The 25,061-nt window shown below is 53.7% G+C and carries 26 protein-coding genes and 2 pseudogenes; 14 read left to right on the plus strand and 14 right to left on the minus strand.

What is annotated here, in order from left to right:
* Positions 1-2: 2 nt before the first annotated feature.
* From BBD46_RS10610 to BBD46_RS10635, 6 genes are all read right to left on the minus strand, one after another.
* Positions 3-1,169 (minus strand): hypothetical protein, encoded by a 1,167-nt coding sequence (locus BBD46_RS10610; RefSeq protein WP_071401676.1) that lies wholly within the window; start codon positions 1,167-1,169, stop codon positions 3-5.
* Positions 1,166-1,987, minus strand: a complete 822-nt coding sequence (locus BBD46_RS10615; protein ID WP_084777732.1) for a hypothetical protein — start codon at positions 1,985-1,987, stop codon at positions 1,166-1,168. The genes BBD46_RS10610 and BBD46_RS10615 overlap by 4 nt, the downstream gene beginning before the upstream one ends.
* The gene (locus BBD46_RS10620) at positions 1,984-3,732 is read right to left on the minus strand and encodes a hypothetical protein (protein ID WP_071401677.1); all 1,749 of its coding nucleotides are present in this window, start codon (positions 3,730-3,732) and stop codon (positions 1,984-1,986) included. The genes BBD46_RS10615 and BBD46_RS10620 overlap by 4 nt, the downstream gene beginning before the upstream one ends.
* A 41-nt stretch (positions 3,733-3,773) precedes the next feature.
* Complete coding sequence (locus tag BBD46_RS23145) at positions 3,774-4,175, minus strand: hypothetical protein (RefSeq protein WP_071401678.1); 402 nt, start codon at positions 4,173-4,175, stop codon at positions 3,774-3,776.
* Complete coding sequence (locus tag BBD46_RS10630; protein ID WP_071401679.1) at positions 4,172-4,492, minus strand: hypothetical protein; 321 nt, start codon at positions 4,490-4,492, stop codon at positions 4,172-4,174. The genes BBD46_RS23145 and BBD46_RS10630 overlap by 4 nt, the downstream gene beginning before the upstream one ends.
* A gap of 173 nt (positions 4,493-4,665) precedes the next feature.
* Entirely contained in the window at positions 4,666-6,063 is a 1,398-nt protein-coding gene (locus BBD46_RS10635; RefSeq protein WP_071401680.1) for a cytochrome P450, read from the minus strand.
* Positions 6,064-6,245: 182 nt separating this feature from the next.
* On the opposite strand from BBD46_RS10635, the gene BBD46_RS21600 reads away from it, so the two are divergent.
* The 5 genes and pseudogenes from BBD46_RS21600 to BBD46_RS10665 all read left to right on the plus strand — a co-directional run bounded on the left by BBD46_RS21600 (position 6,246) and on the right by BBD46_RS10665 (position 12,693).
* On the plus strand, positions 6,246-7,328 hold the full coding sequence (locus tag BBD46_RS21600) for a transcriptional regulator FilR1 domain-containing protein (protein ID WP_171908192.1): 1,083 nt from the start codon (positions 6,246-6,248) through the stop codon (positions 7,326-7,328).
* A gap of 493 nt (positions 7,329-7,821) precedes the next feature.
* On the plus strand, positions 7,822-8,610 hold the full coding sequence (locus BBD46_RS10650) for a hypothetical protein (RefSeq protein WP_071401682.1): 789 nt from the start codon (positions 7,822-7,824) through the stop codon (positions 8,608-8,610).
* Between the two features lie 371 nt (positions 8,611-8,981).
* The gene (locus BBD46_RS10655; protein ID WP_084777734.1) at positions 8,982-10,991 is read left to right on the plus strand and encodes an ATP-binding protein; all 2,010 of its coding nucleotides are present in this window, start codon (positions 8,982-8,984) and stop codon (positions 10,989-10,991) included.
* A complete protein-coding gene (locus BBD46_RS10660; RefSeq protein WP_071401684.1) occupies positions 10,988-11,431 on the plus strand; it encodes a response regulator in 444 nt (147 codons plus the stop codon). Before BBD46_RS10655 ends, BBD46_RS10660 begins: the two co-directional genes overlap by 4 nt.
* Positions 11,432-11,520: 89 nt before the next feature.
* Positions 11,521-12,693, plus strand: a pseudogene (locus tag BBD46_RS10665) (IS701 family transposase).
* 43 nt (positions 12,694-12,736) lie between these two features.
* Here BBD46_RS10665 and BBD46_RS23155 read toward each other — a convergent pair.
* Positions 12,737-13,327, minus strand: coding sequence for a hypothetical protein (locus tag BBD46_RS23155; RefSeq protein ID WP_071401685.1), 591 nt, complete (start codon positions 13,325-13,327; stop codon positions 12,737-12,739).
* Between the two features lie 6 nt (positions 13,328-13,333).
* Positions 13,334-13,636: a hypothetical protein gene (locus tag BBD46_RS10675; protein WP_084777735.1), complete on the minus strand. Its 303-nt coding sequence runs from the start codon at positions 13,634-13,636 to the stop codon at positions 13,334-13,336.
* Positions 13,637-13,845: 209 nt separating this feature from the next.
* On the opposite strand from BBD46_RS10675, the gene BBD46_RS10680 reads away from it, so the two are divergent.
* The 3 genes from BBD46_RS10680 (at position 13,846) to BBD46_RS23535 (ending at position 15,437) form a co-directional block, all read left to right on the plus strand.
* Entirely contained in the window at positions 13,846-14,520 is a 675-nt protein-coding gene (locus tag BBD46_RS10680) for an IS6 family transposase (RefSeq protein ID WP_071401686.1), read from the plus strand.
* A gap of 129 nt (positions 14,521-14,649) precedes the next feature.
* The gene (locus tag BBD46_RS10685; RefSeq protein WP_071401687.1) at positions 14,650-14,997 is read left to right on the plus strand and encodes a four-helix bundle copper-binding protein; all 348 of its coding nucleotides are present in this window, start codon (positions 14,650-14,652) and stop codon (positions 14,995-14,997) included.
* Positions 14,998-15,059: 62 nt separating this feature from the next.
* Positions 15,060-15,437 carry an SPW repeat protein gene (locus BBD46_RS23535; RefSeq protein ID WP_071401688.1) on the plus strand — a complete coding sequence of 126 codons (378 nt, stop codon included), beginning with the start codon at positions 15,060-15,062 and terminating at the stop codon, positions 15,435-15,437.
* A gap of 30 nt (positions 15,438-15,467) precedes the next feature.
* Here BBD46_RS23535 and BBD46_RS10695 read toward each other — a convergent pair whose 3' ends face one another.
* Positions 15,468-16,322, minus strand: coding sequence for an IS5 family transposase (locus BBD46_RS10695; RefSeq protein WP_071401689.1), 855 nt, complete (start codon positions 16,320-16,322; stop codon positions 15,468-15,470).
* A 77-nt stretch (positions 16,323-16,399) separates the two neighbouring features.
* On the opposite strand from BBD46_RS10695, the gene BBD46_RS10700 reads away from it, so the two are divergent.
* The 5 genes and pseudogenes from BBD46_RS10700 (at position 16,400) to BBD46_RS10715 (ending at position 21,569) form a co-directional block, all read left to right on the plus strand.
* Positions 16,400-17,434 carry a potassium channel family protein gene (locus BBD46_RS10700; protein WP_071401690.1) on the plus strand — a complete coding sequence of 345 codons (1,035 nt, stop codon included), beginning with the start codon at positions 16,400-16,402 and terminating at the stop codon, positions 17,432-17,434.
* A 186-nt stretch (positions 17,435-17,620) separates the two neighbouring features.
* Positions 17,621-17,926 (plus strand): annotated as a pseudogene (locus tag BBD46_RS21610) (multicopper oxidase domain-containing protein).
* A gap of 161 nt (positions 17,927-18,087) precedes the next feature.
* Positions 18,088-18,288: a hypothetical protein gene (locus tag BBD46_RS21615; RefSeq protein WP_253184552.1), complete on the plus strand. Its 201-nt coding sequence runs from the start codon at positions 18,088-18,090 to the stop codon at positions 18,286-18,288.
* A gap of 787 nt (positions 18,289-19,075) precedes the next feature.
* A complete protein-coding gene (locus BBD46_RS10710) occupies positions 19,076-19,777 on the plus strand; it encodes a DUF7546 family protein (RefSeq protein ID WP_071401692.1) in 702 nt (233 codons plus the stop codon).
* Positions 19,778-19,958: 181 nt separating this feature from the next.
* A complete protein-coding gene (locus BBD46_RS10715) occupies positions 19,959-21,569 on the plus strand; it encodes a multicopper oxidase family protein (RefSeq protein ID WP_171908193.1) in 1,611 nt (536 codons plus the stop codon).
* A gap of 3 nt (positions 21,570-21,572) precedes the next feature.
* Here BBD46_RS10715 and BBD46_RS21625 read toward each other — a convergent pair whose 3' ends face one another.
* From BBD46_RS21625 to BBD46_RS10735, 5 genes are all read right to left on the minus strand, one after another.
* Positions 21,573-22,253 carry a TVP38/TMEM64 family protein gene (locus tag BBD46_RS21625; protein ID WP_084777736.1) on the minus strand — a complete coding sequence of 227 codons (681 nt, stop codon included), beginning with the start codon at positions 22,251-22,253 and terminating at the stop codon, positions 21,573-21,575.
* A gap of 54 nt (positions 22,254-22,307) precedes the next feature.
* Positions 22,308-22,595, minus strand: coding sequence for a DUF7521 family protein (locus BBD46_RS10720; protein ID WP_071401694.1), 288 nt, complete (start codon positions 22,593-22,595; stop codon positions 22,308-22,310).
* Positions 22,592-22,969: a winged helix-turn-helix domain-containing protein gene (locus BBD46_RS10725; protein WP_071401695.1), complete on the minus strand. Its 378-nt coding sequence runs from the start codon at positions 22,967-22,969 to the stop codon at positions 22,592-22,594. Before BBD46_RS10725 ends, BBD46_RS10720 begins: the two co-directional genes overlap by 4 nt.
* A gap of 74 nt (positions 22,970-23,043) precedes the next feature.
* Positions 23,044-23,292, minus strand: a complete 249-nt coding sequence (locus tag BBD46_RS22185; RefSeq protein WP_139173570.1) for a transcriptional regulator — start codon at positions 23,290-23,292, stop codon at positions 23,044-23,046.
* A 317-nt stretch (positions 23,293-23,609) separates the two neighbouring features.
* Positions 23,610-24,053 (minus strand): DoxX family membrane protein, encoded by a 444-nt coding sequence (locus tag BBD46_RS10735; protein ID WP_394326827.1) that lies wholly within the window; start codon positions 24,051-24,053, stop codon positions 23,610-23,612.
* Between the two features lie 217 nt (positions 24,054-24,270).
* Between BBD46_RS10735 and BBD46_RS10740 the strand changes: the two genes are divergently transcribed.
* The gene (locus tag BBD46_RS10740; RefSeq protein WP_084777737.1) at positions 24,271-25,035 is read left to right on the plus strand and encodes a ferric reductase-like transmembrane domain-containing protein; all 765 of its coding nucleotides are present in this window, start codon (positions 24,271-24,273) and stop codon (positions 25,033-25,035) included.
* The last annotated feature ends 26 nt before the right edge of the window (positions 25,036-25,061 follow it).

Below are 25,061 nucleotides of genomic sequence, written 5' to 3' on the forward strand. Positions count from 1 at the left end.
AATTAGTAGTACCCCGGATCGTTCTCGGTTCGTCGGTAGGACGGAACACCCTGTTGTCCGTGGGCGTCGGTCACTACGTTATCGTGCTTCGTACCGCCGTTGTTGCCTCCACGGTTGTTCCTGCCGCTACCCCCATCGGTACTGTATCCACCTCTTCTTGACCCTAGTCGCTGTGCTGCGGCATGCCCAGCAGCGGCCTTCGGTCCCCAGCGGGCAGCCGTCGTCGCTGCAGCAGGACCAGCAATGGTCGCGGCACCAGCGACAGTCCCAGCAGTGACCGCGGCCTTGGTGGTCCCACCGATGACTTTCGCCGTGATCGGGCTCGCGTATTTGAACATCTTCCAGATGATGAGTAACGAGAGCACGGGGAGCGACGCGGCAACGAGGTAGCTCAGGAACGCGCTGTCTGGTGCAACGGCGGCGTCCGTTCCCTCACTGAATAGCAGTTCATATCCTTTGAAGAAAACTGCCACCGGGAGTGGCAAAATCGCGAGTGGGACGAACTTCATACAGACGGTTTTCGCGACGCGTGAAACGATCGGCAATCCTCCGAAAGCGATTGCAATCCCGATCGGCATTGCATACAGATAGACGTACAGCAGGATCTCCCGAATGAAAAACAGTGCCTGCAATACCCACATCGCAAAGCCGCCAATCATCGCCATCAATAGTGCAAGCGCAGGATTCGTAATTGATACTGCGAGAAAGTCGGTCATCACATCCATGAGTGTGTCAAACCCGGGGATGAGTGCGATAGTGAACCCATTAACAAGATATAGTGAGAGTACCGCAACCCAGTACCAGGTCACGATCAGAAATGCACCAGTCCACGAGCTGCGTCGAGCCTTCCGTGCCTCGTAGGAACTCCCGAAATTGAAAATGCGGATCGTGTGACGCCCCTGTACGCAGATTACGAGTAACAGAAGGGCTAACAGCATGATCTCGCCAGCTACCAATGCATCATGGAGATCGGTCCACGGTTCGTTCTGTGGAGTGCCGAAGACGAACGTATCGCCAGTCTCAGGGACTGGCGTTCCCAACAGTTCCTCGGTTACCTCCTCATAGCCCTCAGTAAGTCCCTGCTGGAACCATTCGATTACCGTCTCGACAGCGTCCTCAAACCACTCACGACCGATCTCGACGAGAGAGAAGGAGAGGACAACGTTCATTGAACCTCCTCGATTTCGATGTCACACTCGACCAAATCGTCACCAGTATATGCGACTTCGTACGCTCCAGTGGGGGACTCATCTTGTACAGTCGTTTCGACGGTCGTCTCAAACTCCCCGTATTCTGTCTCCGGTGAACAGGAGACATTTCCGGTTGCCGAGGTGAACGGTTGTGAGTAGCTGTAGATCGTAACCGTTTCACCGGGTGGAAGCACGACGGCATCTGCGTATCCACCCAGATCGCTCTCGGTATCGTAGATCCCACTTTCCTCGAAGTCGTCTGAAGTCGGCCCCGGTATGTCACCGGCGAAGACAAGCCTCACAGCAGCATCCGGCCCTGTTCCGTCATTCTCGAGTGTCAGGATCGTCTCGGTTCGGGTTCGACGATCACCTGCATCCTCGTACATCTCGTCGGGATAATTTCGCCCCAGTCGGAGGTCTACGAGCTGAACATCTGGCTCGATTGTAATCGATGTCGATGCCTGCTCCTCACCGTCAGATCCGCCCAGCACTTCGTACTCACCTGGCGAGTAGTCAGTATTGAGGGCGAATGTTTCACGACGGACACCAGCGGACAGTGTAGTATCTGCAAAGAGCTCGCCGTTCGGCTGAATGACCGACAGCTTATCGAGTGTGTGCTCATCGTCGAGCTCGACGATGAGATCGGTCTCTTCAACAGTGACAGACTCGAATACGTCATTCTCATCAGTACCGTTCTCGCTTCCGTTTGAAGCGATACAACCGGCGATGCTGGTGATCGTACCGATGGCGATACTTCCGAGGAACGTCCGTCTGGTGGGGGTGTTGATTCGTGTCATGGGTATGGATCCTCCGAGATTCGAAAGAATGAGCCGAGTTTCAATCCTGCGTACAGTGCGACCAAAAACGGAATCGAAATCCAGAATACGTCGACGAGCAGTGCAAACCATCCGCTCACAGAACCAAGTGGGTGCCACGCGGCACTCGACGTGTCACCAACGTATGCTGGATCGTGGGTTCGCCACGAGCCTGGGTGGTACTCTGCCGAATAGATCCCCGGCGTGCCTATCGTGACCGTTGCGACGCCGGAGGCGTTCGTTCGAACTTGTTCATCCCCGATTGAGATATAGCCATCTCGTGACTCCACACCGATCGGGGCAAACCGAGGATCGTCTTCAAACGGATTCTCGAGAACGATCGGTGCGCCGGTTTCATTGTCACGAAGCTCGATACGGACGGTCGCTTCCGTCTCGGTTTGGTCGACGATCTCGACGGAGAGGTTACTCTCGCGAATCTCGCGTTCAGTCCCACCCTCCGGTTCGACGAGCTCAGCGTTCACACCACGAACGATCCCCTGGACCTCGAGGTGATCGCGATCAACGTCTGTGTAGCGGATCGCCATTCCATGCGATTGCGAGTACGGCTCGTCGATGACGTCAATCTCAACGTTCTCGTGAACCGTCGAATTCGGTGAGGGGCTCTCAGAACCCCAGATTTCCTGGATCTCTGGGCCGTCGATGATCGGGTCCGTGCGCGGGCCAACTTCGGAGGGATACGCTCGGACAGAGACGGGTAATGCGTCCGAATGGATCACTTTCTCGTCTGTCCGGTTCGAGTGGACTAGGTAATCCCAGTCCGTATCACGGGCTGTATAATACCGCCAGACCCCCCGAACGGCCGCCTCTCCGTCCTCGGTGAGCGTATACCCGTGCCATGGCTGCGATTGGTAGATCGCCACGCCAGCGTCCCCATCGGGGTACTCCGCGTAGTAGATCGACGCTGTCAGATCGTACACCTCGACGTCGAGTTCAGAGGAGACGGTTACCTCATCAGTCGGATACTCGTAGCGTGTCTGCGTCTGGTTGTCGACCTCTTCAGTGATTTTCTGCTCGAGGTCCACCTCGATATCTGCCTCGAGACGGAGTGTCGACGAACCAGCCCCCTCGAGGTCATAATCGAATACGGGCGTCTGCTCGTCCTCATCACTTGCGATGACCTCCCCGTCCTGGAGGAGTTGAATTTCGCTTACTTCGTGATCGAGCACCGACCACTCGATCGTGTCGTTCCCGATCTGTTCATCGTCAGGTGCTCGAGCCCGATAATCAACAAGGCCACGCAGCTCACCCTCAGGTGCAACGTAGAGTGGCGTTTCGTTCTCATCCTGATGCACCATCGTTGACGGTTGGGCAGCGAAGATCGTCGCGTGGGCGTCCTCGATCGCAAGCGAACTCTCAAGATCGGCGTGCTGTGGATAGATCGAAGTATCCCCGTCACCGGGCTCGAGTGAGTCGAAATCATACTCCGTCCACAGTTCCGCCGTCTCTGGTGGCTCTTGGAACGTGATGTCAGTACAGTTCGCTAACGCGTGCATCTCCGTCCGGTTCTCGCCGTATCGGTCGTAGTACACCTCGTCGCTGAGGCACTCGTTTGGTGCTTTGGACCACAGTGTCGCCGTCTCGTTTTCATCGAGGTCGCTGTCGTCAGTGCCCGGACGTGGGGGATGGTCGGCACTTCCGACACCAACGGCGAAGCTCACACACCCGATGAACAGGGCGACGCTGAGGACGACCGTGAGTCGGTGCATAGGGGGGTTGTTTTGGTGGAATCTATAGAGTGGCGCGGACACTACCACGGGACAAAGTCGACACACTCTGCAAGCGGAAGGCCCATTGCTGAACCTGCAACTGTGTAGAGTGGACCGAGTATCAGCAGGATGACCGCGGACTTCAGTGCGGTTCGTTTGTGCTGTTTGAGTCCCTTCTTCTGCTCGGGGTTCATCGTGAACATCTCGGCAAGGGAATCTGCCTGCCAGACGACTACTAACCCGACAATGCCGAGGGCGGTCGTGATCTGGAAGAACCCAGAGATCATTCCAGGCAACTGCTCGGCTTCGCAGACCACGTCGTCCTGAGCGAGGACAGGGTCGACGGCAATGATGCTCAACACGACCAACACAGTAACTGCCTGTCGTATAATGAGCCGGTTGTAAGGCGATTCAGTATTCTCTGGGAGGTCGTTATCTTTCATTGGCGTGTCTCGTTTTGAGGAGTTCCACAGTTCTCGTTCGCCGGTGTATCGGGATGATTCCCGCCCTTCGAATCGGCTGAGTCCGTGACGAGATCCTGGAGATCGCTCAATCGATTTGTTTTCCCGACAACGTCATCGAACGAATGGCCTTGCTCCTGAGCGCGTTCAAGGAGATCCCGAAACTCGTGTGGATCAATATCACGAACAGCCATCTCTTCCCGAAGCGCCTGTCGATACAGCGCTGAGGCATTGATATAGTCAAACCACTCCAGAAACAGCTGATCGATCTTCTCGATGGTGACTTGCCGGGTTTTCATGTGGGTGCAGGGTGGTTTGTGATGGTTGAATCGCGGTTCATAGCTACGCCCCGAATTACCGGTGGGTGTGTGTTATACTCATCCGTGCTTACACTGTCAAAGGGTGTGAACACTCGAAATCCGCGAGGGTCAGACTGACGGTATTTCTATCTTCAGGCGAAGAAGTGATGCGCTTATGAACGATTCGCGAGTTTCAGCGGGATACCTTCTTTTGTCTGGGTGGTGACCCGAGGTTCGAGAGTAAGTTTTTGGTCTCTTTCCCAGTCGAACTGGAATTGCTGGCCGATTGTCGCAAGAACGACTTTGGCTTCCAAGAGGGCGAACTCTCGTCCAATGCAGGATCGACGACCGCTCCCGAAAGGAGCGTAGGCGAAGTCGTGAAGACCCTCCTCAAACTCGTCTGACCATCGAGTAGGGCGGAACGACAGGGGTTCGTCATAGAACTGCTCATCCCGGTGAACGTGGATTACCGACAAGTGAATCTCGTGCCCCTCAGGGAGCCGATATCCGTTGATTTCAACGTCAGTCATCGTTTGGCGCGGGATCGTGTGGATCGGCGGGTAGAGCCGAAGTGCCTCAGTAATGATTTGCTCCGTGAACACCAGGTTCTGGAGATCGTTGTATGATGGTGGGTCACCGTCCAGCACTGTGTCCAGTTCCTGTTGGAACTGCTCTCGAATGTCCGGCTGCGTCGCTAGCACATACAATGTAAACGCAAGTGCAGTGGCTGTCGTCTCATGGCCCGCAAACACCATCGTGATCAGTTGATCTTCTATCTCCTTCGTCGTGAGTTGTGGCCCTTCCTTCGCGTCGCGAGCCCGTTGTAGCTGCGTGAGAAGATCTGGCGTCTCGGAACACGGAGACACTTGCTCGGGATTGTGCGGAGCACGTGGAGAGGCTTCTTTGAGACCGGTCGACTGGGAGACGGAGCGACCACTTCCCTCAGCAAGCAACGTCCGAACCTCTTGGCGAAGTCGCTTCGTCGAGTGTTCGAACCGCCGACGGGCCGGTGTCGGGATCCAGGGAGGCAGAATCCAAGATGAAGGCGTGAACCACTCGTTGAGTCCATCGGCGGCGTCTCGGAGTTCCTGATCTTCTCCAGGTATTAGCTCCCGGCCGAATAAGGTGGCAAAGAGAATTTCGAGAGTGAGATCTCGCATCTCCGTTTCCATATCCCGGATTTCATCCTCACCCCATGTCTCGAGCCGGCGTTCAGTACAGGCCACCATTTGATCTGTGTAGCCCCGAATTTGTTCACGGTAGAACAGCGGTTGCATCATTTCGCGCTGGCGTCGCCACTGCTGCCCCTCTGCTGAGAGCAATCCGTTACCGAACGCGCGTCGATAATCTTCGGTCTTTTCGAATGCCTCGACATCGGTTACTAGCACGCGGTTGAAATAGTCCGGATGAGCCAGTACGAAGACATCGTCAACAGCTGGGAGGTCCATTCGATAGATATCGCCACATTCTGTCGTCGCACGCTCCACGAACTCGAACGGGTCACGAGCGAATTGGACCGCGTGCTTGAGAATGGGGTATCCGGATGGTGCTGGTGGTAGCTGCGAGCCCACGATAGTTAGCCATTGTGTGACGACTGTAAAAAGTACTGCTAGATGTTTGAGTCTGTGTGTCAGTTGGAACAATAATACATGTCAGATAGATACATTCCTACACATGATCTCGACGATATATTCATAGTACTGGACACAAGAATGTTGAGGACGGGTGAGAATTTGTGACACACCATCCCCGTGTGGCTACGAACCCATTAACTGACGAACAATTTGTCGTCCGTGAATTCATTAGTGACCTAGTTGGCTCTACCTGTCTTGGAGTGTTACGTTCACTCGACGGACGATCTTCGACAGCGTCAGCCATTGAAGAACACGGAGAGGTCACTCGACAGACCGCCTCAAAACACCTTTCTCAACTCTCAGAGAGTGGTCTGACGAAATCGATGAGTGATGGAGAATATCGGCTCACAGCTGGCGGAAAGGCTGTTCTCGATGCGTTCGATACGAGTCTCGATGAGATCGACCGAACGCAGCTCACCAACCTCACTCGCTCGAAACACACCATTCCGCTGTTGCTAACGATTTCGAACGGAGCCGCACGACCCAGCGAATTAGTCGGAACGAACGACAGTGCCCCTTCACGCGCGACGGTTCAGCGGGCAGTTCGGATGTTCGAAACGGAAGAGTGGTGCAAGGAGATGAGTGGTAGCTACCACCTCACACCCACGGGAGAGCGCACATTAGATGTATACGAAGAGCTGGCTGTGACGCTTGAGCAGGTGATAGAGAAAGCACCCTGGTTTCAGCGGCTCAGTCCATCTAGAACGGACATACCGGTGTGTGAACTCACCGATGCCAAGCTGTACATCTCCTCTCCGAATTCACCAGGAATCGTCCTTGCGGCAGCTCTCAAACTCTGCGATCCACGACTCGATCACTTTCGGGTGTTGACGTCGATTTTCAATCCGACACTCTTCAGGGCGTACGATAAACTGCTCAAACTGGGTCTCAAAGGCGAGGCTGTTGTCGATGAATCACTCTATGATCGTCTCCACGAAGAAGAGATGGAACACTTCCTCGACGACTCCAACTATGATAACTTTCGGATCTCGAGTCTCGATGAGACCTTGACGATCGGGATCGGAATTTACGATGAGAAGCAGATTGCGATTGGGGCATACAATGAAACCGGGGCGGGAGAGCATATCGCAATGCTACTCAGTTCGAATGAGGCGGTCATTCAATGGGGAATACAACTGTTCAAATCCTATCGTGAACAAGCCTGCCACTCCGCTGAGAGCGCCTCAGAGCCGATTCAGTAGAGCAATTCTGTTAGCTACCGGGGCAAATACTAAGCGGATGGACACTCGTATTCATACATATTGCCATGGTGTTCCGCGGAGTCCTCGTAGGGTATCTTCTGGGATCAGCATATAAGCGTCGATCCCTCCGACGTGATGCACTCCGCGACTCCGGAACGGATACGTATAATCTGAAGCTGGGATATCCTGAACCGATTCCTATCCACCTGGACACTGATGGCCGTATCCAGTATTCGGTAGATGTTCTCAACGGTCCGCCAGTCGACTGCGTGTTGATGGACGATCGGAACTTCGCGTACTATACGGACGGACTCGAATGTGAGTGCTACGAACGGGGAACCGTGTACTGCGCGACAGCTGCGGAGATATCCTTTCAGCTCTCCGCCGGACAATATACGCTGATGGTTAGACAAGCTCCAGAAGCGAGCGAAGAAATCACTATACCAGGCGACTCCTGCGTTGAGTTCGCCTACAGTATCGACGCAACATAACGATGCAGGAGATCCACCGCAAACCAGCGCCCTCTCGAATCACTCAGGCTGCTGAGTTTCTCGTCTATCTACTTGGAATCGTCAGCGGTGTCGTTCTCATCGCTATCGCCAGCTACGTCGTCATCCCAACGATGATGTGGATTGCAGTGCCGTTCACACTCGGCCTGTACACTCTCTATCGGATCAAAACGATCTTCGACATCGTGGAGGGAGCTGATAGTTCCAGACCAGATATTCTTGAACAACTGGCGACAAGAGTACTGATCGGCAGTATCATCGCCGCTGCGGCGGGCGCTGGGCTCACGGCGACAGGAACGCCTGTGATCGGCATCCCGATGGTGCTCATCGCGTTTCCGGTGGCTTTCCTCGCCTTTGGAATCAAACTCGAGTGGGCGGCACGACGGGCTCGCCGTCGGTCGCTGCTCTTATGGGATCTACTTGGTCGAGGATCGCTCCTTGCCTTTGGGATCTGGATTACACTCGAGATGGTCCTCGTTATTGTTGGCGCGGCCGCTCTTAAAATTCCGACGTTCGTAGGCGATCTCTTGGCTGTCGTCGGTGTGGTAGTTCCGTTTCTGTACGTGTTGTTGGAACGTCCCACCATTCGCAGACTGCTTCTCCAGATAGACGTTAATTCTGTCGCAGTCATCATAACTCAGGTTCCGGCACTCGAATACTGGACGCCACTGAAACCACTGGACGGAGAAGCCTGGCGTCGCGTAACGAAACCCGACGACGCACCCTCTATTCGTGACGAACCTTCGAACCGTCGATACAGCGCAAACCGGTAGAACGGGTTGTAACGGGTGCTTGATTACCAAGTCGGGACGCACGGTCAAGGCCGAGCAAAAGTCGATGCATCTACGACTGCAACTCTGTTCGTTGTTCCTGTAGCTTTCGCCACCCGAACGTGGCTGGACTCCATAGATTGTTACCGAGAGTGTCATAGAACGATTCGCATGGCGTTCTTTTCGCTTCATTCGGCCTGCATTATCCGTTCACTACATTCTGCATATACATCAGCGAGACCGGGAGCGACGGACAGGGGATGACGAAGGACAAGCGGCGAGGCATGCGTGGTAACTTCAAAGGCAAGCTCCGGAAGACTCGAGGGTAGATTCCGGTTCAACACTTCTATACGGTTTCTGTTCACAGTGGAAACATGGCTCATTGGCGACGTCTCGGGTCCATAATTGGCGGGAGACGTATTATTGGTGCTCTTGGCGCGCTCTACGTCATATTTGCCGTTCTCCGGGTATTTATTGGGTTCAATATTGGTGAGCCGGTCAGTAGCATCTTCATCATAATCCTGTTGATCGCCGTTCCTGGGTTCGTCCTCATCTATGGCGCGTATTGGCTTTCACGGGGCGATATCAACACCGAGTTTCACGCTGACATCGCTGGGTGGTGTCTCGTCGGATTCGGGACCATGGCGGGACTGCTCATCTTATTTCATCTCCAACCCGAAGGTGGAATTTCTGAACCACTGACTGGAATTCCAATTCTTACAGCGCTGAGTAGTGTCGCAGGGCTTGGTATTGGCATCTACGACGGGCGAGCCAAGTCGCGAACCCGACAACTCAAACGGCGAGCCAATCAGCAAGATGCTGTGGCCGAGCTCGGTCAGATCGCACTCGAGACCGACGACCTCGACGACCTCATGTATGAGGCAGCCCGCAAAGTTGCGGATGCACTCGACAACGACTACTGCAAAGTGCTTGACCTCGACCCCGAGAACGAGGAACTACTACTCCGCCAGGGTGTTGGATGGAAGGAGGGGATCACTGGAGAGGCAACAGTCTCGTCTGTTGAAGCGGCCTCACAGGCAGCGTATACGCTGGCTAATAACCACCCGATCATCGTCGAAGACCTCGAAACGGAGACACGGTTCAGCGGTCCGGAATTGCTAACAAGCCACGACGTCCACAGCGGCATCAGTACCATCATCGGGCCGTTCAACGAGCCATGGGGGATTCTGGGGACGCACGACACCGTCCGGAAAGAGTTCACCGAGGAGGACGTCAACTTCGTCCAGAGCGTCGCCAACATCCTCGCGGAGGCAATCGAGCAGGCAGAAAAGGAACAACAGTTGCGGGAACGGCAGGCCCAACTGGATGTGGCGACCGAGGCCGCGTCGATCGGGATCTGGACGTGGGATATTCAGGAGGACGTGGTTACTGCAGACGAGTACCTCGCGGAACTATATGGAATGGATCCAGTAACTGTCACAGAAGGTGCTTCGATAGAAGTCTTCTACGATCAAGTCCATGAAGACGAGGCAGAGGAAACGAAGAGTAAAATCAAACGAGCTGTTGAGGACACAGGTGAACTCAAGGCCGAGTACCGGCTCAAAGATGGTGCCAGCACCTGGGTAGAGATACGGGGAGAGGTCGAATACGATGGTGGCGAACCGATCCGAATGCATGGTGCAGTCGCCAACATCACCGAGCGGAAGGAGCGAGAGCAAAGACTAGAAGAGCTAATCGGTCAGCTCAAGGAGTCGAACGAACGGTTAGAGAAGTTTGCGTATGCGGCATCACACGACCTGCAAGAGCCATTGCGAATGGTCTCGTCGTATCTCCAACTCATCGATAGCCGCTATGATCTCGACGAGGAGGGAGAAGAGTTCCTCGAGTTCGCCGTTGACGGGGCCGACCGGATGCGGTCGATGATCGACGGGCTTCTCCAGTACTCCCGCGTCGAAACCCAGGGCGACCCATTAGAGCCGGTCGACTTGGAATGCATTCTTGACGATGTCCGCGACAATCTCCAGGTAACGATCGAAGAGAACAGTGCGACAATCGATACGGCCCCGTTACCACGTGTCCAGGGCGACCCCGACCAGTTACGCCAAGTGTTCCAGAACCTGTTGGATAACGCCATCGAATACAGCGACGACCAGCCGACTGTTCACGTAACCGCAGAACGGAACGGCACGGACTGGATCGTCTCCATCGAAGACGACGGAATCGGGATCAACCCCGAAGAGCAAGAACAAATCTTTGAGGTGTTCCAGCGAGGCCAAAGTCGCAGCGATGGCGATGGTACGGGAATCGGGCTTGCGCTCTGTGAGCGGATTATCGAGCGCCATGGTGGGGACATCTGGGTCGAGTCCGAACCCGGCGAGGGGTCGACATTCTCATTTACCCTCCCTTCGAGTGGTAGGCAATGAGCGAGAATGAAGCAGATATTCTCCTCGTTGAGGACAACCCCGGTGACGTTCGACTCACCCGAGGGGCGTTCAAGGACGGGAAGATCGCTAACACGCTCCATGTGACGGAAGACGGCGTCGAGGCGCTCGACTTCTGTTATCAGCGCAACGAATTCGCCGATGCGCGGTGTCCGGATCTCATCCTGCTCGATCTCAACCTGCCACGGAAGGACGGTGAGGAAGTTCTGGAAGAGCTCAAAGCGGACTCCGATTTGAGGCATATCCCGGTTATCGTTCTCACGAGTTCGGATAGCCACGAGGACATGGTCAAATCGTACGACCTCCACGCCAACGCCTATCTAACGAAACCGGTCAACCCGGTCAAGTTTATCGAGACGATCCAGACGCTCGAGCGGTTCTGGCTCTCCCTTGTTCGGCTCCCAGAATGTGACAGACAATAATAAGAATAAGTCCCCGCACTCGGCAGTGTCTAGTTACTTGACTTCGCACCTTATGCTGATAAAGCGCGTAGAGGCAGCGTTAAACGCTGATGTTCCCCGTTACGTCGTTCCTGCCATGTGCTGAGCCAATCGACCAGTTAGCGTGTTTCTCGACGAGGCAGAAATATCACGCCAAGACGTACGTCACAGGTCTTGTTGCGGCCAGCAAAAAGACCGCTCAAGGGATCTCGAACCACGTTCTTCCGGCGAAAAGCGAACGTGCCCTGAACAAGTTCCTCACAGAGTACAACTAGGACGAAGATCAGCTCAACAAAGAACGTCTCGCGCTTCTCCAACAGACGAACGACACGAAATGGAGCAGTGACGGTGTCGTCATCATTGACGACACCTTCACGCACAAAACCGGTGAGAAAATCCCGAACGTCGGCAAATTCTACGACCACACGATTCGCGGCTATATCTGGGGCCAGAATCTGGTTTACGCACTCTACGCCGACGAGAAAACGACCTATCCACTCGGATTTCGTCTCTACGAAAAAGATACACAGAGGCGGGTTGAGTTGGCTATCGAACTCGTGGATGAACTCATCGAGATAGGTGTCCCGGCGGACACCTATCTCTTCGACATGAGATACTGTTCCCAGGAATTCGTCACTCACCTCGAAACCTACGACAAAGAGTGGGTTTCAGCCGTCAAAAGCGACGCACGCGTCTTGTACGGTGGTGAGCGAATCCGAGTCGATGCGCTGGCCGAGCGCATCGACACCGTTCCACGTACGATCGACGGCGAAACCTACCACATCTGGACGCAAAAACGCGAAGTGACCCGTCTTGGTGAGGTGAAGCTCCTGATTACGAAGAAAGAATCCAGCAACGAGGATGACGAACTGAGCGTGAAGTACATCGTCTCGAACAAAATCGATGCGCCAGCGAGCCATCTCATCGCGTTGTACGCGATGCGATGGCGCGTGGAGACGTTCTTCAGGGACACCAAGCAGGATCTTGGTTTTGGAGACTGCGAGCTCCGGCATGCCGCAGGTGCCAGTGACGACTGGCACCTGCTGATGCTGGCCTACAGCCTCCTCAAGCTCGGTACTGCACACAGCGCCCTTGGTACGATCCTCGAACGAGCAACCTCGTTGCGTAACGACATCAAGCGATCCTTCCGCGAAAGCGTTGAAAACCTCCTGTCTTGGGCGCTCAACAGCCCAAACCGTAGCACCGACGAGCTAATGCACCAGATCGAAGGCATGTTCGTCTAACGTGCGAAGTCAAGAAACTAGACAGTGCCATTAGGTGAGTATGTTAATTAGTACGGTGATTCCAGAGGGTGCATAGACAACCAAACCCTTCGCACGGAACCGTTCCTTCTATGTACTGTTTTCCGAGGCTCGTGATACGATACTTCCCGCGTTCAACTTTCGTAACGAAGCCCCGAGACTCCAATTCGACTAACCGACGGTTCACCTCCTCGCGGCTGTAGCCAATGTTGTACGCGATAATGGCCGGTGTCAGAACGAGATCCTTCGAGTGGAAGAGACCGAGGATCGCATCATCAACCGGAAGCATCCACTCGTCTACTTGGCGAACTTGTGCGGGATCCTGGAGCAGAAGATCGGCCCAGGCTTCCTGACGCAAATCGCTTTTCACCGGACTGTACAAACCGATCACGACGAACACCGATGCGACACCGTGTACCCAATGCACCACCGACGGGAACAGCAATTCCGCGAGCGGACCACCGATGAGAAACAGCAGTATTCCCAAGACCGTCAACAGCAAATAGCGGCGGTAGTCAACAACAGTCGGCCTGAAAAAGAGGAAATACAATAAGCCAATTCCCGTAACAGCGCCTACTGTGAGATTGTATACGGCAAATAGTGGGAATTCAACCACTGATCATCAACTCCCTGAAACACTCTGTTGAATTTGCTCGTGGGTGGCGATCACTAGCAATAGGAAAATTGCGACGACAGTGTGCATCGCACTCCGGAGCGTATCGAGAAAGACCGATTCTCCGCCGGCGATGATCAAGAAAACGTGATAGAGGATCACTCCAGACAGCGTCAGTGTGAGTAGCGCGACTATCGTCCCGAACGGCGTTTCGCGGAGGATCCCCCAGAGAAGGAGGGACAGTACGCCGGCTGCCGTCCCACCGATGATGGCGAACAGGATGCTCGCCGTTTGCAGCGATGTATCAATCATATCGGAGCGTACGATAGAGTGCGTCTTCAACTCCGCTGCCTGCAACCGAAAGCAAAATCAGAATCGCAGATTACTGCGATCTACGCTGTTTGAACGAAGGGATAGTGGGATCCCAGTACTGTTTCAGCCATAAAACACTATGTTGCATCCGGCACCGTCTAGTTAGCACAGTTTGAGAAACGAGCAGGTCGTAGAGTTTGGTTGGAACTATGCTCGCAGACCTGCTCAGCGAGTGCTACGCGGCGGAATTTGATGAATCTTGGGAGCGTGAGCGGACGGCGACACCCATCAGGGTGTTCGCCGTCCGTCTCCACGCGACCGGTTGTTCTCTCCGTGAGACACAAGCAATTCTTCGCTTGATCGGCGTAGAACGGTCTCATCAAGCAATCTGGCACTGGGTACATCGGCTAGCTGACAGCGTACCAGACCCGCCGACGGCGCAGCCGTCGCGGGTCGCTATTGATGAAACCGCTGTCAAGATCAACGGCAACTGGTCTTGGGTATACGCTGCAATAGACCTAGACTCACGCCTAATTCTTGATGTCGCAGTGTTCGGACGGCGAGGAACCGATCCAGCCGCTGCGTTCCTGCATCAATTGACCGAGAAACACGATCTTTCCGAAGCTGTGTTTCTCGTCGACGGCTACGGCTATTTGACTGCCCTCTCTCGATTAGGGTTAAGCGGTCAGCTCGACTACGTCGATCGAAACCTGATCGAAAAGTGGTTTCAGACTTTCAAGATGCGGGTTGACCGCTTCCATAATTCGTGGGTGGGCAGTCGGGCGAGCGTCAGAGAATGGCTTGAACAGTTTGTACACTACTATAACACACAACGACCGCACCAGTCACTCAACGGACAGACTCCCGTCGAGGTGCTAAACTAGACAGTGCCTTGCATCCCATCTCATTGGTTATCCCTGTTCGGCTGAACGGTGTTACCGCCGTCTCACTAATTATTCTCTCGGCTTGGGTAGACGATAACAAAGTCGGGTCGCGCCGACCGATGATATGCGATGGCGCTAACCCAGATTGACCACATGGACGACGAAATGGCGGAGTGTACAGACAATTGCTTCGAAGCGGCACAGGCCTGCGAGTGGTGTGCCGACGAGTGTATCGGAATGGGCGAGGAGATGGCGCGCTGTATCCGTCTCTGTCGGGACGTCGCCGATATCACGGCGCTACACGCTCGCTTTATGGCCCGGAATTCCGAGTACCACGCTGACCTCGCGGAGACGTGCGCAGACGCCTGTGAAGAGTGCGCCGACGAGTGTGAGCAGTTCGATCACGAACACTGTCAGGTGTGCGCCGACGTGCTGCGCAAGTGCGCCGAGAGCTGTCGAAACATGGCGTCAGCCTGATCCGCTGATTGCGGCGGGAAGCGGAGAACGAGAGCCTAGATTAAACGATTCTTTGCCCTACGATGCTGACAAGGACGTTTTCGGCCCTCACCCTGCTCCTCGGTTTCTGGTTACTTGCCACGCAGTTCGTTTTCCACGCACCAGCTATGTGTCAATGGTCTATCGCAATCACAGGTGCTCTGATCGGGATTCTATCCATATCTACTCAGTATGTTGAACGAGACGAGCGGGTAGTTACCCGAATCGCCGCAGGGGCGAATACGTTACTTGGGTTGTGGCTTGTAATAGCGCCGTTTCTCTTCGGGATAGACGGCGTGCAACGCTGGAACGTCGTGATCGTCGGAGTCTTGGTCTCTTCATTGGCCGGGTACAATTTCTATATCGCGTCGCTATTACTCTTCGGCGGATCTCCCAGTGGAGCGAACACGGATAACCCCTGACCGGCCTTGTTTAGACGCTTGAATTCACGGTCATGAGTGGCTAATGCTGAGTTCGATGTTTCTGACAGCGCATTTCAGGACGAGTTCGCGGAACTGACCGAACCACGTTCGAGCGCGGACGATCTCACCGTATTTGCGCCGGAGCGCGAAAAATGTGGATTCGGCGTTCGAGCGTTGATGGTAGATTGTATCATCTTGCAGTACATTGTTGGCGACGCCGTGCCAGCCGAATTCGCGGTGCTTGATCACTGGTTTGACGCCTTCTGCGCGCAATCTTTGGCGAAGGAGCCACCAGTCGTAGCCTTTGTCGGCGGTAAGAATGTTCAGTTTGTCGAGGTTGCGTTTGACCATTTGCCAGCCGATCTTAGAATCATGCGGTTGTTTCATCGAGCAATGTATATCTAGGATCACACCAGTCTGACAATCGCTGAGGAGCGTCGTTTTCACCGCCTCAAACGTGTAGTTCGTCCGTTTTGCGTAGTGTTGGCTGGCGGCGATCCGATCCATGCCGGTTGCGTCGATTGCTTGAACATCGCCAAGATCGTGCAACTCCGCCGACAACCGCAGCAGGACGCGCCAGATCCGCATTTCCAGGTCTTGCTTGCGCATACACACGGTGGTAAAATCAGGTAGCTCAGACACCGATAGGTCGAATTTCGCAACAATTCCGTGCATCTCGTGAAGCACGTCCAGCAGCCGCCGATACGTGTGATCTAGGTACTCGCGGAGACCGTGGATTGCCACGATAACCCAGTCTGCGTAGCCGCCTTCACCCGGTTCGAACGCTGGATCTGGCTCTCCGACGACGGCTTTTTGAGCGAGCGACACAACCCGATCAGTGAAGCGGGCGAGCTTGGACGACACAACCGGCTTTTCCCGCTTCACTTCCTAGTAAGTTAGACATTTAGCCGCTCTTACTAGCGTCTAAACACGCCCCCCCCTGACCAGAACACCGAACGGCTATGAACCTGGTCTATCTCACCATCGGCGTTGTCCTCCTCCTTGGAACTATCGTCGATCTCCTCTGGACGACACTCTGGGTCGAGGGAGGTGCTGGTCCACTTACGTCTCGGCTGATGGCGTGGACGTGGCGATCACTCCGTCGGATCGGTGCGCAGAACGAACGATTGCTGAGTCTCTCGGGACTGTTGATCTTCGTACTGAGCCTCACGGTATGGATCGTACTGCTCTGGAGCGGATGGACGCTGATCTTCGCTGGAGCCGAGAGCGCCCTCATTGACACGCTCGATCGTGGATCCGTGTCGTGGTTCGATCGGATCTATTTCACCGGATACACCATCTTTACGTTAGGTATCGGTGATTTCGCTCCCCGGGAGGGGATCTGGCAGGTTATTACGGTACTCGCAACAGGAAGCGGGTTGCTTTTCGTGACGCTGAGCGTCACGTACACGCTTTCCGTACTGGATGCCGTTACCCAGAAACGGGCGTTCGCTAACAACGTTAGCGGGTTCGGAACGCAGAGCGAGGAAATCGTTCGAACGGCCTGGGACGGCGAGGAGTTTCGAGGGCTCGACCTTCCGCTGAACAGCTTCGTAACACAGCTTACGATCCTGACAGAGAACCACAATGCCTACCCCGTTCTTCATTACTTTCACAGCGCTCACGACAAGCGATCCCCGACCGTCGAAATCGCGGCCCTAGACGAGGCGTTATCGCTCATCAAATTCGGCATTCCGGAACCACATCAACCGAACGGGATTGTTCTCCGGAACGCTCGCAAAGGTATTGAGAACTACCTCGAAACGCTTCATCAGACATTTGTTGAGCCTGCAGACCGAACACCTTCGTTACCCGACCTCAACGCCCTCCGCGAGGGTGGTATTCCGACCGTTTCTGACGAAGAGTTCGTCTCCTCCTTCGATACGTTGAGTAAACGTCGGCGAATACTGCTCGGTATTGTCGAATCCGACGAACGGCAGTGGCCTTCCGGAAAAGAGGGTCACAGTCAAGATCCTTCTAAGTCGAACAGCAGCTAATTATAGCGAGATCACCGTTATGCCCTCATTCTGCCGTTCGAGTCTATCTCGGCGGGTTTGGAACTCTTCATCGGTGAGATCGGCTCCCGTCAGCTCCAACTTTCGGATCTCAACGCGATTGATTCTCTCGATGCGTATAATGGAGAGCCAGACCGAACGATTGACCTCATGTTGTCCGGCGGAATGATGGGTGGGGATGAGTGGACCATTGACGGGCAGCCGTATCCGGATGCCGATCCAATCGGTATCGAAGGAGGTGAACACGTCCGTTTCCGAATGGTCAACCGAAGTCCGATGCGCCATCCAATACACCTTCACGGACACCACTTTGCAGTTGGTGATGTCCTCAAAGATACGGTCATCGTTCCCGGCCACATGGGCTAGATCACGATCGATTTCGTCGCTGAAAACCCTGGTGCATGGTTTTTCCACTGTCACCATCTCTATCACATGAAAACGGAAATGGCATGTGGGGTTCCATACGAGCAGTAGCATTAGAGATTGACCCGCACCAGTCACAAAGATATCGTTTGTCGGTTGGCATATCAGGGCTAAACCGTAAACTCTTAGTTCTCATTTGGACAACCATGTCATCGAAGTCAGACGAGATTCGCGTGTGACTCGTTGAGCGGGGATATAATAACCGAGATCTCATCATTCTCAAGTACGCCACTCCCGAGGGGGACCGAGTCTACCGGAAAGAGGTCGCGTCACAGGCACTGGAGACAGTGACTGCTGCCAAAGACATCTCCCCTGACGATCTGGGTACCGTCGAGGACCCAGACGTGCAAGAACGGTACGCCGACGAAGCTGAGCGGATGGCAAATAACTACGACCCTGATGAGCCGATTTGATCGTCACTTGCAAAGAGAGACCATTATTTTTCCTTAGAATGGGATATGAGGCTTCGGTAGACATCGCCGCGCAAATTTACAAGAGAGTAGATGAATGATCTTTCAACTTGTAACTGCACCAGCTAACTGTTTCGGCGGGTACCATAGATCAGCTCTCGCACCTATTATATGGATGCCCTGATCCGATCAGTACAAGGGAAGTAGATACCACTCAGCTATTCATGTTTCACGCATTTCTCGTGATTCTTTTATATCAAATAACAATTATCCCGCGTGCCTGATTCATCACAATCGAAAACGTTCGAACGATTTGGCAAGAAAAACGGCTGTCACATTGTGCTTGACCCGCCCAAAGGAACAACAAAGGGGTGGGTACAGTGCGGTGTCAAGACGGAGAAACCGTTGTGGGTACGAGAACATTCGTGTCCGCCGTGTGGTTTGAACTAACCGTGACCAGAACGCTGCGTTGGAAGTATAGCGTCTTAGGTTGCTCAAACTGGGGGTGGCCGAGGATGAATCAGGATTAGGTCAGGAACTGGCCGAATCAACGCCTGCTGAGATTGGAACCCCTGCGGGGCCACGTTCTAGCTCGTCTAGAGATGTGATTCCTGTAAATGCCGTCGTTGACACAGGAAGCCTCACCCTCAAGGAACGAGCCGCGTTAGCGGCGAGTGAGTAGGGTGGGGTAATTCACAAAGAGTGGAATTACTCCAAATCACTTTTACACTATCACCCCCTATGTCGAGATGAGACCTACAGAAGAACGCGATTCGGATCGCAGAAATTTATGGAGTATATCACGTTTGAACGCATCGCTGTTAGACGTCTTGTGTGGACGAGCACGTGGTTCAATATTCTCATCAGCGTTCAGGTATTTTTCGGGTTGATTTACGCCTACGTCACTGGTGCGATACCAACCCGTCTCACTCACTTTTTCATTCCGTTTGTCTGGATCACCGTTGCAGTGTGGGTTCTTTGGCATACCCGGCCTATTTCGCCAAAACACAGCTTTCAACTCATAGCTATTGTTCTGGCAGCCACGTACTTTCTTATTCTTCTCTATCTATCTGGTTTACTTGGGCAGAGCACTACTCATCTTGAGCCACTAGCTGGTCCAAACGGGATGTGGGTGACTGAAGGTCAGTCGCTCGGCTGGGGCCCGTTTGTGCTGTATACCAATGAATGGATCACGTTGACTGTCATTCCATATCAGGTAATCGGATTATTTGCCCTGTCATATCTTGTCTATGATGCTTTGCTCGATCTTGCTCGATCAACTATCGGCGGCATAATCGGTATTGCGGCATGTCCTGCTTGTGTTGGACCGTTACTCGCTCCGTTGCTTGCTAGTGGGGCAGGTGGATCCTCACTGGTTCTAATCCTCGGTGTTTACGGGTACGAAATCGCTACAATCTTATTTATCACAGCCGTTACGGTACTCTATCATCGCTATGCTTTCGTAAAATTCTATCAAAATTTGAGAGCGTAGAAGGCTGGCATGGGGTGGGTGCCTCAACCAGGTATCTCTGACCCGGCAGTCTACATTTGAGCGTGTGAAATAAATCTGCAAGGTGGATTCCTACGCCTCGGGAATCCACCATCTGCTTATACCTATGATTCCCCAAACTCGGATCGGTTAACCCATGGAACTTTCGCGTCGAAAACTATTGATGAGTGGTGCGGGCGCCACGAGCCTTGTTGCAATTGCTGGTTGCACCAGTACTGACAATGAGGGTACGAACGGTGAGGGCGATCACGGTGATCATGGAGATGGTGATGAGGAGTCTGAGGATGGCTTTACCCCGATTGATCGGTCAATCGAGGGGTTATCCGATGTGCAAGAAACTGAGGAGATCTATCTTGAAGACGGCGACACCTACACTCTTAACGCTGAAGTTGTACGACATGATCCCGGCGTTGGAAACGAAATTGCCATGTACGCATACAACGGGCAGCTTCCAGGCCCAACACTACGTGTACCACAAGGATCGGAGATTGATATTGAATTCGTGAACGAACTACCGTACGAGACTACCGTTCACTGGCACGGACTCCGTCTGGATGTAGAGAACGATGGTGTTCCAGACATGACGCAGGATCCCATCAAGCCCGGTGACACGTTCGAATACACGCTAAAATTCCCTGATGAAGGTGCTTTCTGGTATCACCCGCACCTGCGCGAAGATCTTCAGCAGAATCTCGGACTGCGCGGAGCAATAATCGTTGAAGGTCCGCGCGAAGAGGGTAGGGAGTGGCCACGGGAAGAGATTCTCTTCCTGAGCGACCTGAAAATTGCTGACGATGATGTATATCCATTCTGGGAAGAAGCCACTAATCATGCTATGATGGGACGGTTTGGAAACCACATGCTTACAAACGGGGTAAGTGAATGGGTCACAGAAGCTGATCCTGGAGAACGCATCCGGCTACATCTGCTGAATGTCGCCAACGCGCGTCCTTTCCAAGTAACCGCAGAGGGAGCTGAGCATATGGAGCTCATCGGTCTGGATGGTGGATTTCTTCCTGAGCCAACTACCCTCTCTGAGGTGCTTTTATCCCCCTCTGAACGGGCGACTGTGGACATCGTGATGCCTGAAGCAGGTGACGTTCGCCTCGTGCATACGAGCCCCCATGGAGAGAACGAACTCGGCTTGGTCGAATCCACTGACGCCGACGTAGTAGACACGTTGAATGTACCGATGGAACCGCACGAACGCGCCGAAGAGGATCTTTCCGAGGCGATTGCTAGGTCTGACGAACCAGTAGACATTACCTGGGAGCTTGATATCGACATGGATCATGAGCTCCATGAGATGATGGGCATGGGCGACATGGATCACGACGATATGGACGGGATGGATCATGGAGAAGGGCCGCCGCCGATCGAGTGGGAAGACGACATGGAGGACATGAACGAGATGAGCACGAATGAGCTGGTTACGCATATCATCCGAGATCAAGAAACAGGCGGCGAGAACATGGAGATCAACCCGTCATTTGAGCACGGTAGGTTTGCGCGCATCAAAATCGTGAATCTCCCTGATTCCGAGCATCCTATGCAGCATCCAATTCACCTTCACGGAGTCCACTTCCTCGTGGACACAATTGATGGGGAACCAAACCCGCATCCCTCCTGGAAGGACACGGTGCACGTTTCAGCTGGGAGTGAAGTTGTGATCACGGTCCCGATGTCCAATCCAGGAACTTGGCTGGCTCATTGCCATATCAGTGAACATTTAGAGGCCGATATGAAGGCCGCCTTCACGGTTGAAGAACCCTGACCCTTACTTAACATCCTTTCTCATCTTTTGGAATATTGGATATCCCAGTAGCAAGAATACCCCCAAGGTTGCAAGTAGAAGTACAGATGAAGGTGGGATTTGTGCGGTATCGATGTTTAGTGTCTGCGCAGCTGCGCCGATGTATACGAAGCCAATTACCCACGGAATTCCGCCGACAAACATTCCAATGAGATATGAGTGGATTCGAACTCCTGCAATCCCTGCTGCGTATGCGACAACATCGGTCGGGAGTGGTGTTAATCGCGCCCCAATAACTCCACGTGTTTCTCCCGTAGTCGTGAAAAACCGGTCACTCACCTCGCTTGCCTTGGCAAGTAATCCAGTCGTTGTTTTGAAATATCTTCCAACAATATATAGTGGGAGAACAGTTACAATCCCTCCAATCAGACCAATAATTAATCCTAATCGGAATCCATAGATGAATCCGATCGCCGTAGGAAAAATGCCATGAGGCCAACCAAAAAAAGGACGAAATAAGTAGACAACGAAAATCAAAAGAAGAAACCAGGGAGAACTGGAGGCTTCAGTAAGGATAATAAGAGCGTGAGAGTCGGAAAATACGAGGGCCGCAGTGAGAATACTCCCGATGAGCACGAGCCCAATGACATCTCGTTTCGTGACTAAGCATGCACCTTCATCCCCGTATTTCCACCAGCTATCCATAAACAGTGTATTTTAGTTCTTGTTTCAATCTGTGTATTTGAGTATTGGACATGGCTATAGGTGACGCTCGATATATAGCGAATAGATGATGATCATAAATCCAAGGGCTAAGAACAGGCTTTCCACCAAGATCCCGGCTTTCAATGATACGCCAAGGAGCTGATTGGCGATTCCCGCGAGGAGCGCCCCGAAGGTGATCGTCCCAAAGCCCACCGCCAGGACACGAAGCGATGGAGCTCCAGTCCTCCGATATGCTTTATACGCAATAACTGTCACCCCGCCTCCAAGAAGCAGGATAAGCGTCTTTAGCACAACAATAGCAGTGTCGAACATCAGACTCATATCTCGCCCCCCATCTTCGACCACATGTCAGCAAGCCCCTCGTCTACGCCGCGAGCTGGCCGGTCGATTGCGACCGAAAACTCTTCATCATCGTCTACCGAGATCGTAACGTCGGTCACGTCACGCTCGTACCGCGTGATCCGCCCGCCCTCAGGATGCACTTCAATACGTTCGCGGACTAACGATGCTTGACTGAGGCGATCCAACTTTCGGTACACCGTTGATTTCGAGATGTCACACGTGTCGGTGAGTTCAGCTGCTGTCATGGGTTCACTAGCTTCTCTGAGAATTGCACGGCAATCCGGGTCGTCCAGCGCACTGAGAACATCCTGTAACGCAGGTGTATCCCCGGTGTCCGCTGGATCACGTACCATTACCAAGTTCTGCGTTAGATGGGGTCTATAGAGTTCTGATTTGTGAATCAAGGAATTTCACAAAGATTGAAATGTTAGCCCTCAAGTCGGCTGCTCTCTTGCTGACCGTCATCCAGCGCCTCAAGACGTCGCCAGCCACGATCAGTAACGTCGTACACCCCACGGCCGACAGGGAAAGTCTGGTTCTGCTTGTGGAGACGAGCGCAGGCCAGATCGACCGATACCGGATGCTCAGTGATTATGTTGGAGAGATCCATCACGTGAAGCGGTGCCTGTGCAGCAAGCGCTTTGAGAACCTCTCGCTCGATTCGCTCGCGGCTCATCTATCGGTCACCGTATTCCCCCGTACACGTCCAGAAGCTCTTGTATAAGTCACGGATTGTGATCGTGCTAACGTTTGTTGGATCTCTGCACACGTAACGTGGTGCTGATTTCGAGTGGGCTCGTTCTCTGCCTGGTGGGCTGTTCGTTGGTCGTCCGAGTTGGCAATCATCTCGGTCATAAGTTAGGGTGTATCGGAGTGCTGTGTATCTCTGGTAGCGTGGCGTTCTCTAGCGGGAGGTAGCGTGGAGACAGTATGAGCGAATGGTGGATTCCCAACAGGTGGGAAACCACCGTTAGTCTCGGTGTTCAATCAGACTCATTCCTCGGGCTGTTCGCCTTGGACAGTGCTCCCAACGACGAGCGCGGCTCCAATAATAACGAGATTCTTGATGATGTACTGACCTTCGACGGTCAGTGCGTACGGGAACGTGATGAACGTCACATCGGGCAAGAGAACGAGTGGTAGGAAAGTGCCCGGCATCTGGAGAAACAACAGGAAAATGCCAACGCGGATGAATGGTCGGTAAAGCATACTCAGCCCGATCAGTACCTCCCAGACGCCCAGAACCGGGACAAATACCTCCGGCGGGACGATATAGACTGTCGCCGCAACCAGGTCAACAACGGGACTTACTTCAAATATCTTCAAGGCCCCGAACCAAATGAACACGACTCCAAGTGCGACGCGCAATATCGGAACGCTCCACCGACCCATCCAGGCGGCGATCGCTTGATCAACCTGCTTTAGTCGCTGCGGTATGTCCGCTATCAGGTCATTTGAGGATTGTTCCAACCAGGTTGTGGGAGAAATCGGCATGAGTAGGATGGTGCGGGGTTTCGTTGGACGGGTAACTGATTGGCTGCTCACCAGGAGATAAAGCAGGAGACTGCATGAACGAGTGGCGGATTCCCAGAAAGTGGGGAACCGCAGGAGTATCATTATACGACGATCATAAGGAGGGTGTTAAAGATCAAGCATGAGGAAGCGCGCAAACCAGCAAGACAGTAAACAGGATCAAGACAGTAAACAGGATCAAGACAGCAAACAGGATCGACCATCACCAAATGAAAATGGTCTGCGCCGGCACCTCGGCGTCGCGCTCCTGGCCGTCCTGTTAACGTACATATTCTGGCTGAGCCGCATGCAGTGGGATCCTGAGATGCGGCTCTGGCGTGCCATGGGAGACACCGCCTTTATCCTGCTCGCTATCGCGCTCGCAATCGGCCCCCTCACCGTACTTTGGCGACCGGCAGCACCACTCGTGAAGTGGCGACGGGCATTTGGCATCTGGTTCGCGCTGACGGCCACCGTGCACGCGTATCTCGTCTGGGACGGCTGGGCGAGGTGGTCTGTGCGACGGCTGTTCGGGTTCGAGTATCTCCCTGAGGTCGGCGAATATGTGTTGACTGATCCCGGGTTCGGGCTTGCCAACCTCATCGGGATCGTAGCCCTCTTCTGGGCGCTCGTTCTCGCCGCCATTTCATCTGATCGGGCCGTGCGCACGCTAGGTCAGCGCCAGTGGAAGCACGTACAACGGTATGCGTACGTAATCTTCTACCTCGTCGCCCTCCATGCAGGGTATTACTTGTTTCTCCACTACGAGCTCAGCCTCCGCAATCTCGTCTTCCAGAACCCTCCGCCATCTGACCCGAACTGGTTCCGCTTTTGGTTTCTGGCGATCGTGGCTATCGTCTTGACGCTCCAATGGGCCGCATTCATCAAGCGTGTGCGTGATAAATAATGTATTGAAGGTTATATACAAAGAGA

Origin of the sequence: Natrialba sp. SSL1 (genome assembly GCF_001861355.1) — an archaeon.
GTDB lineage: Archaea > Halobacteriota > Halobacteria > Halobacteriales > Natrialbaceae > Natrialba.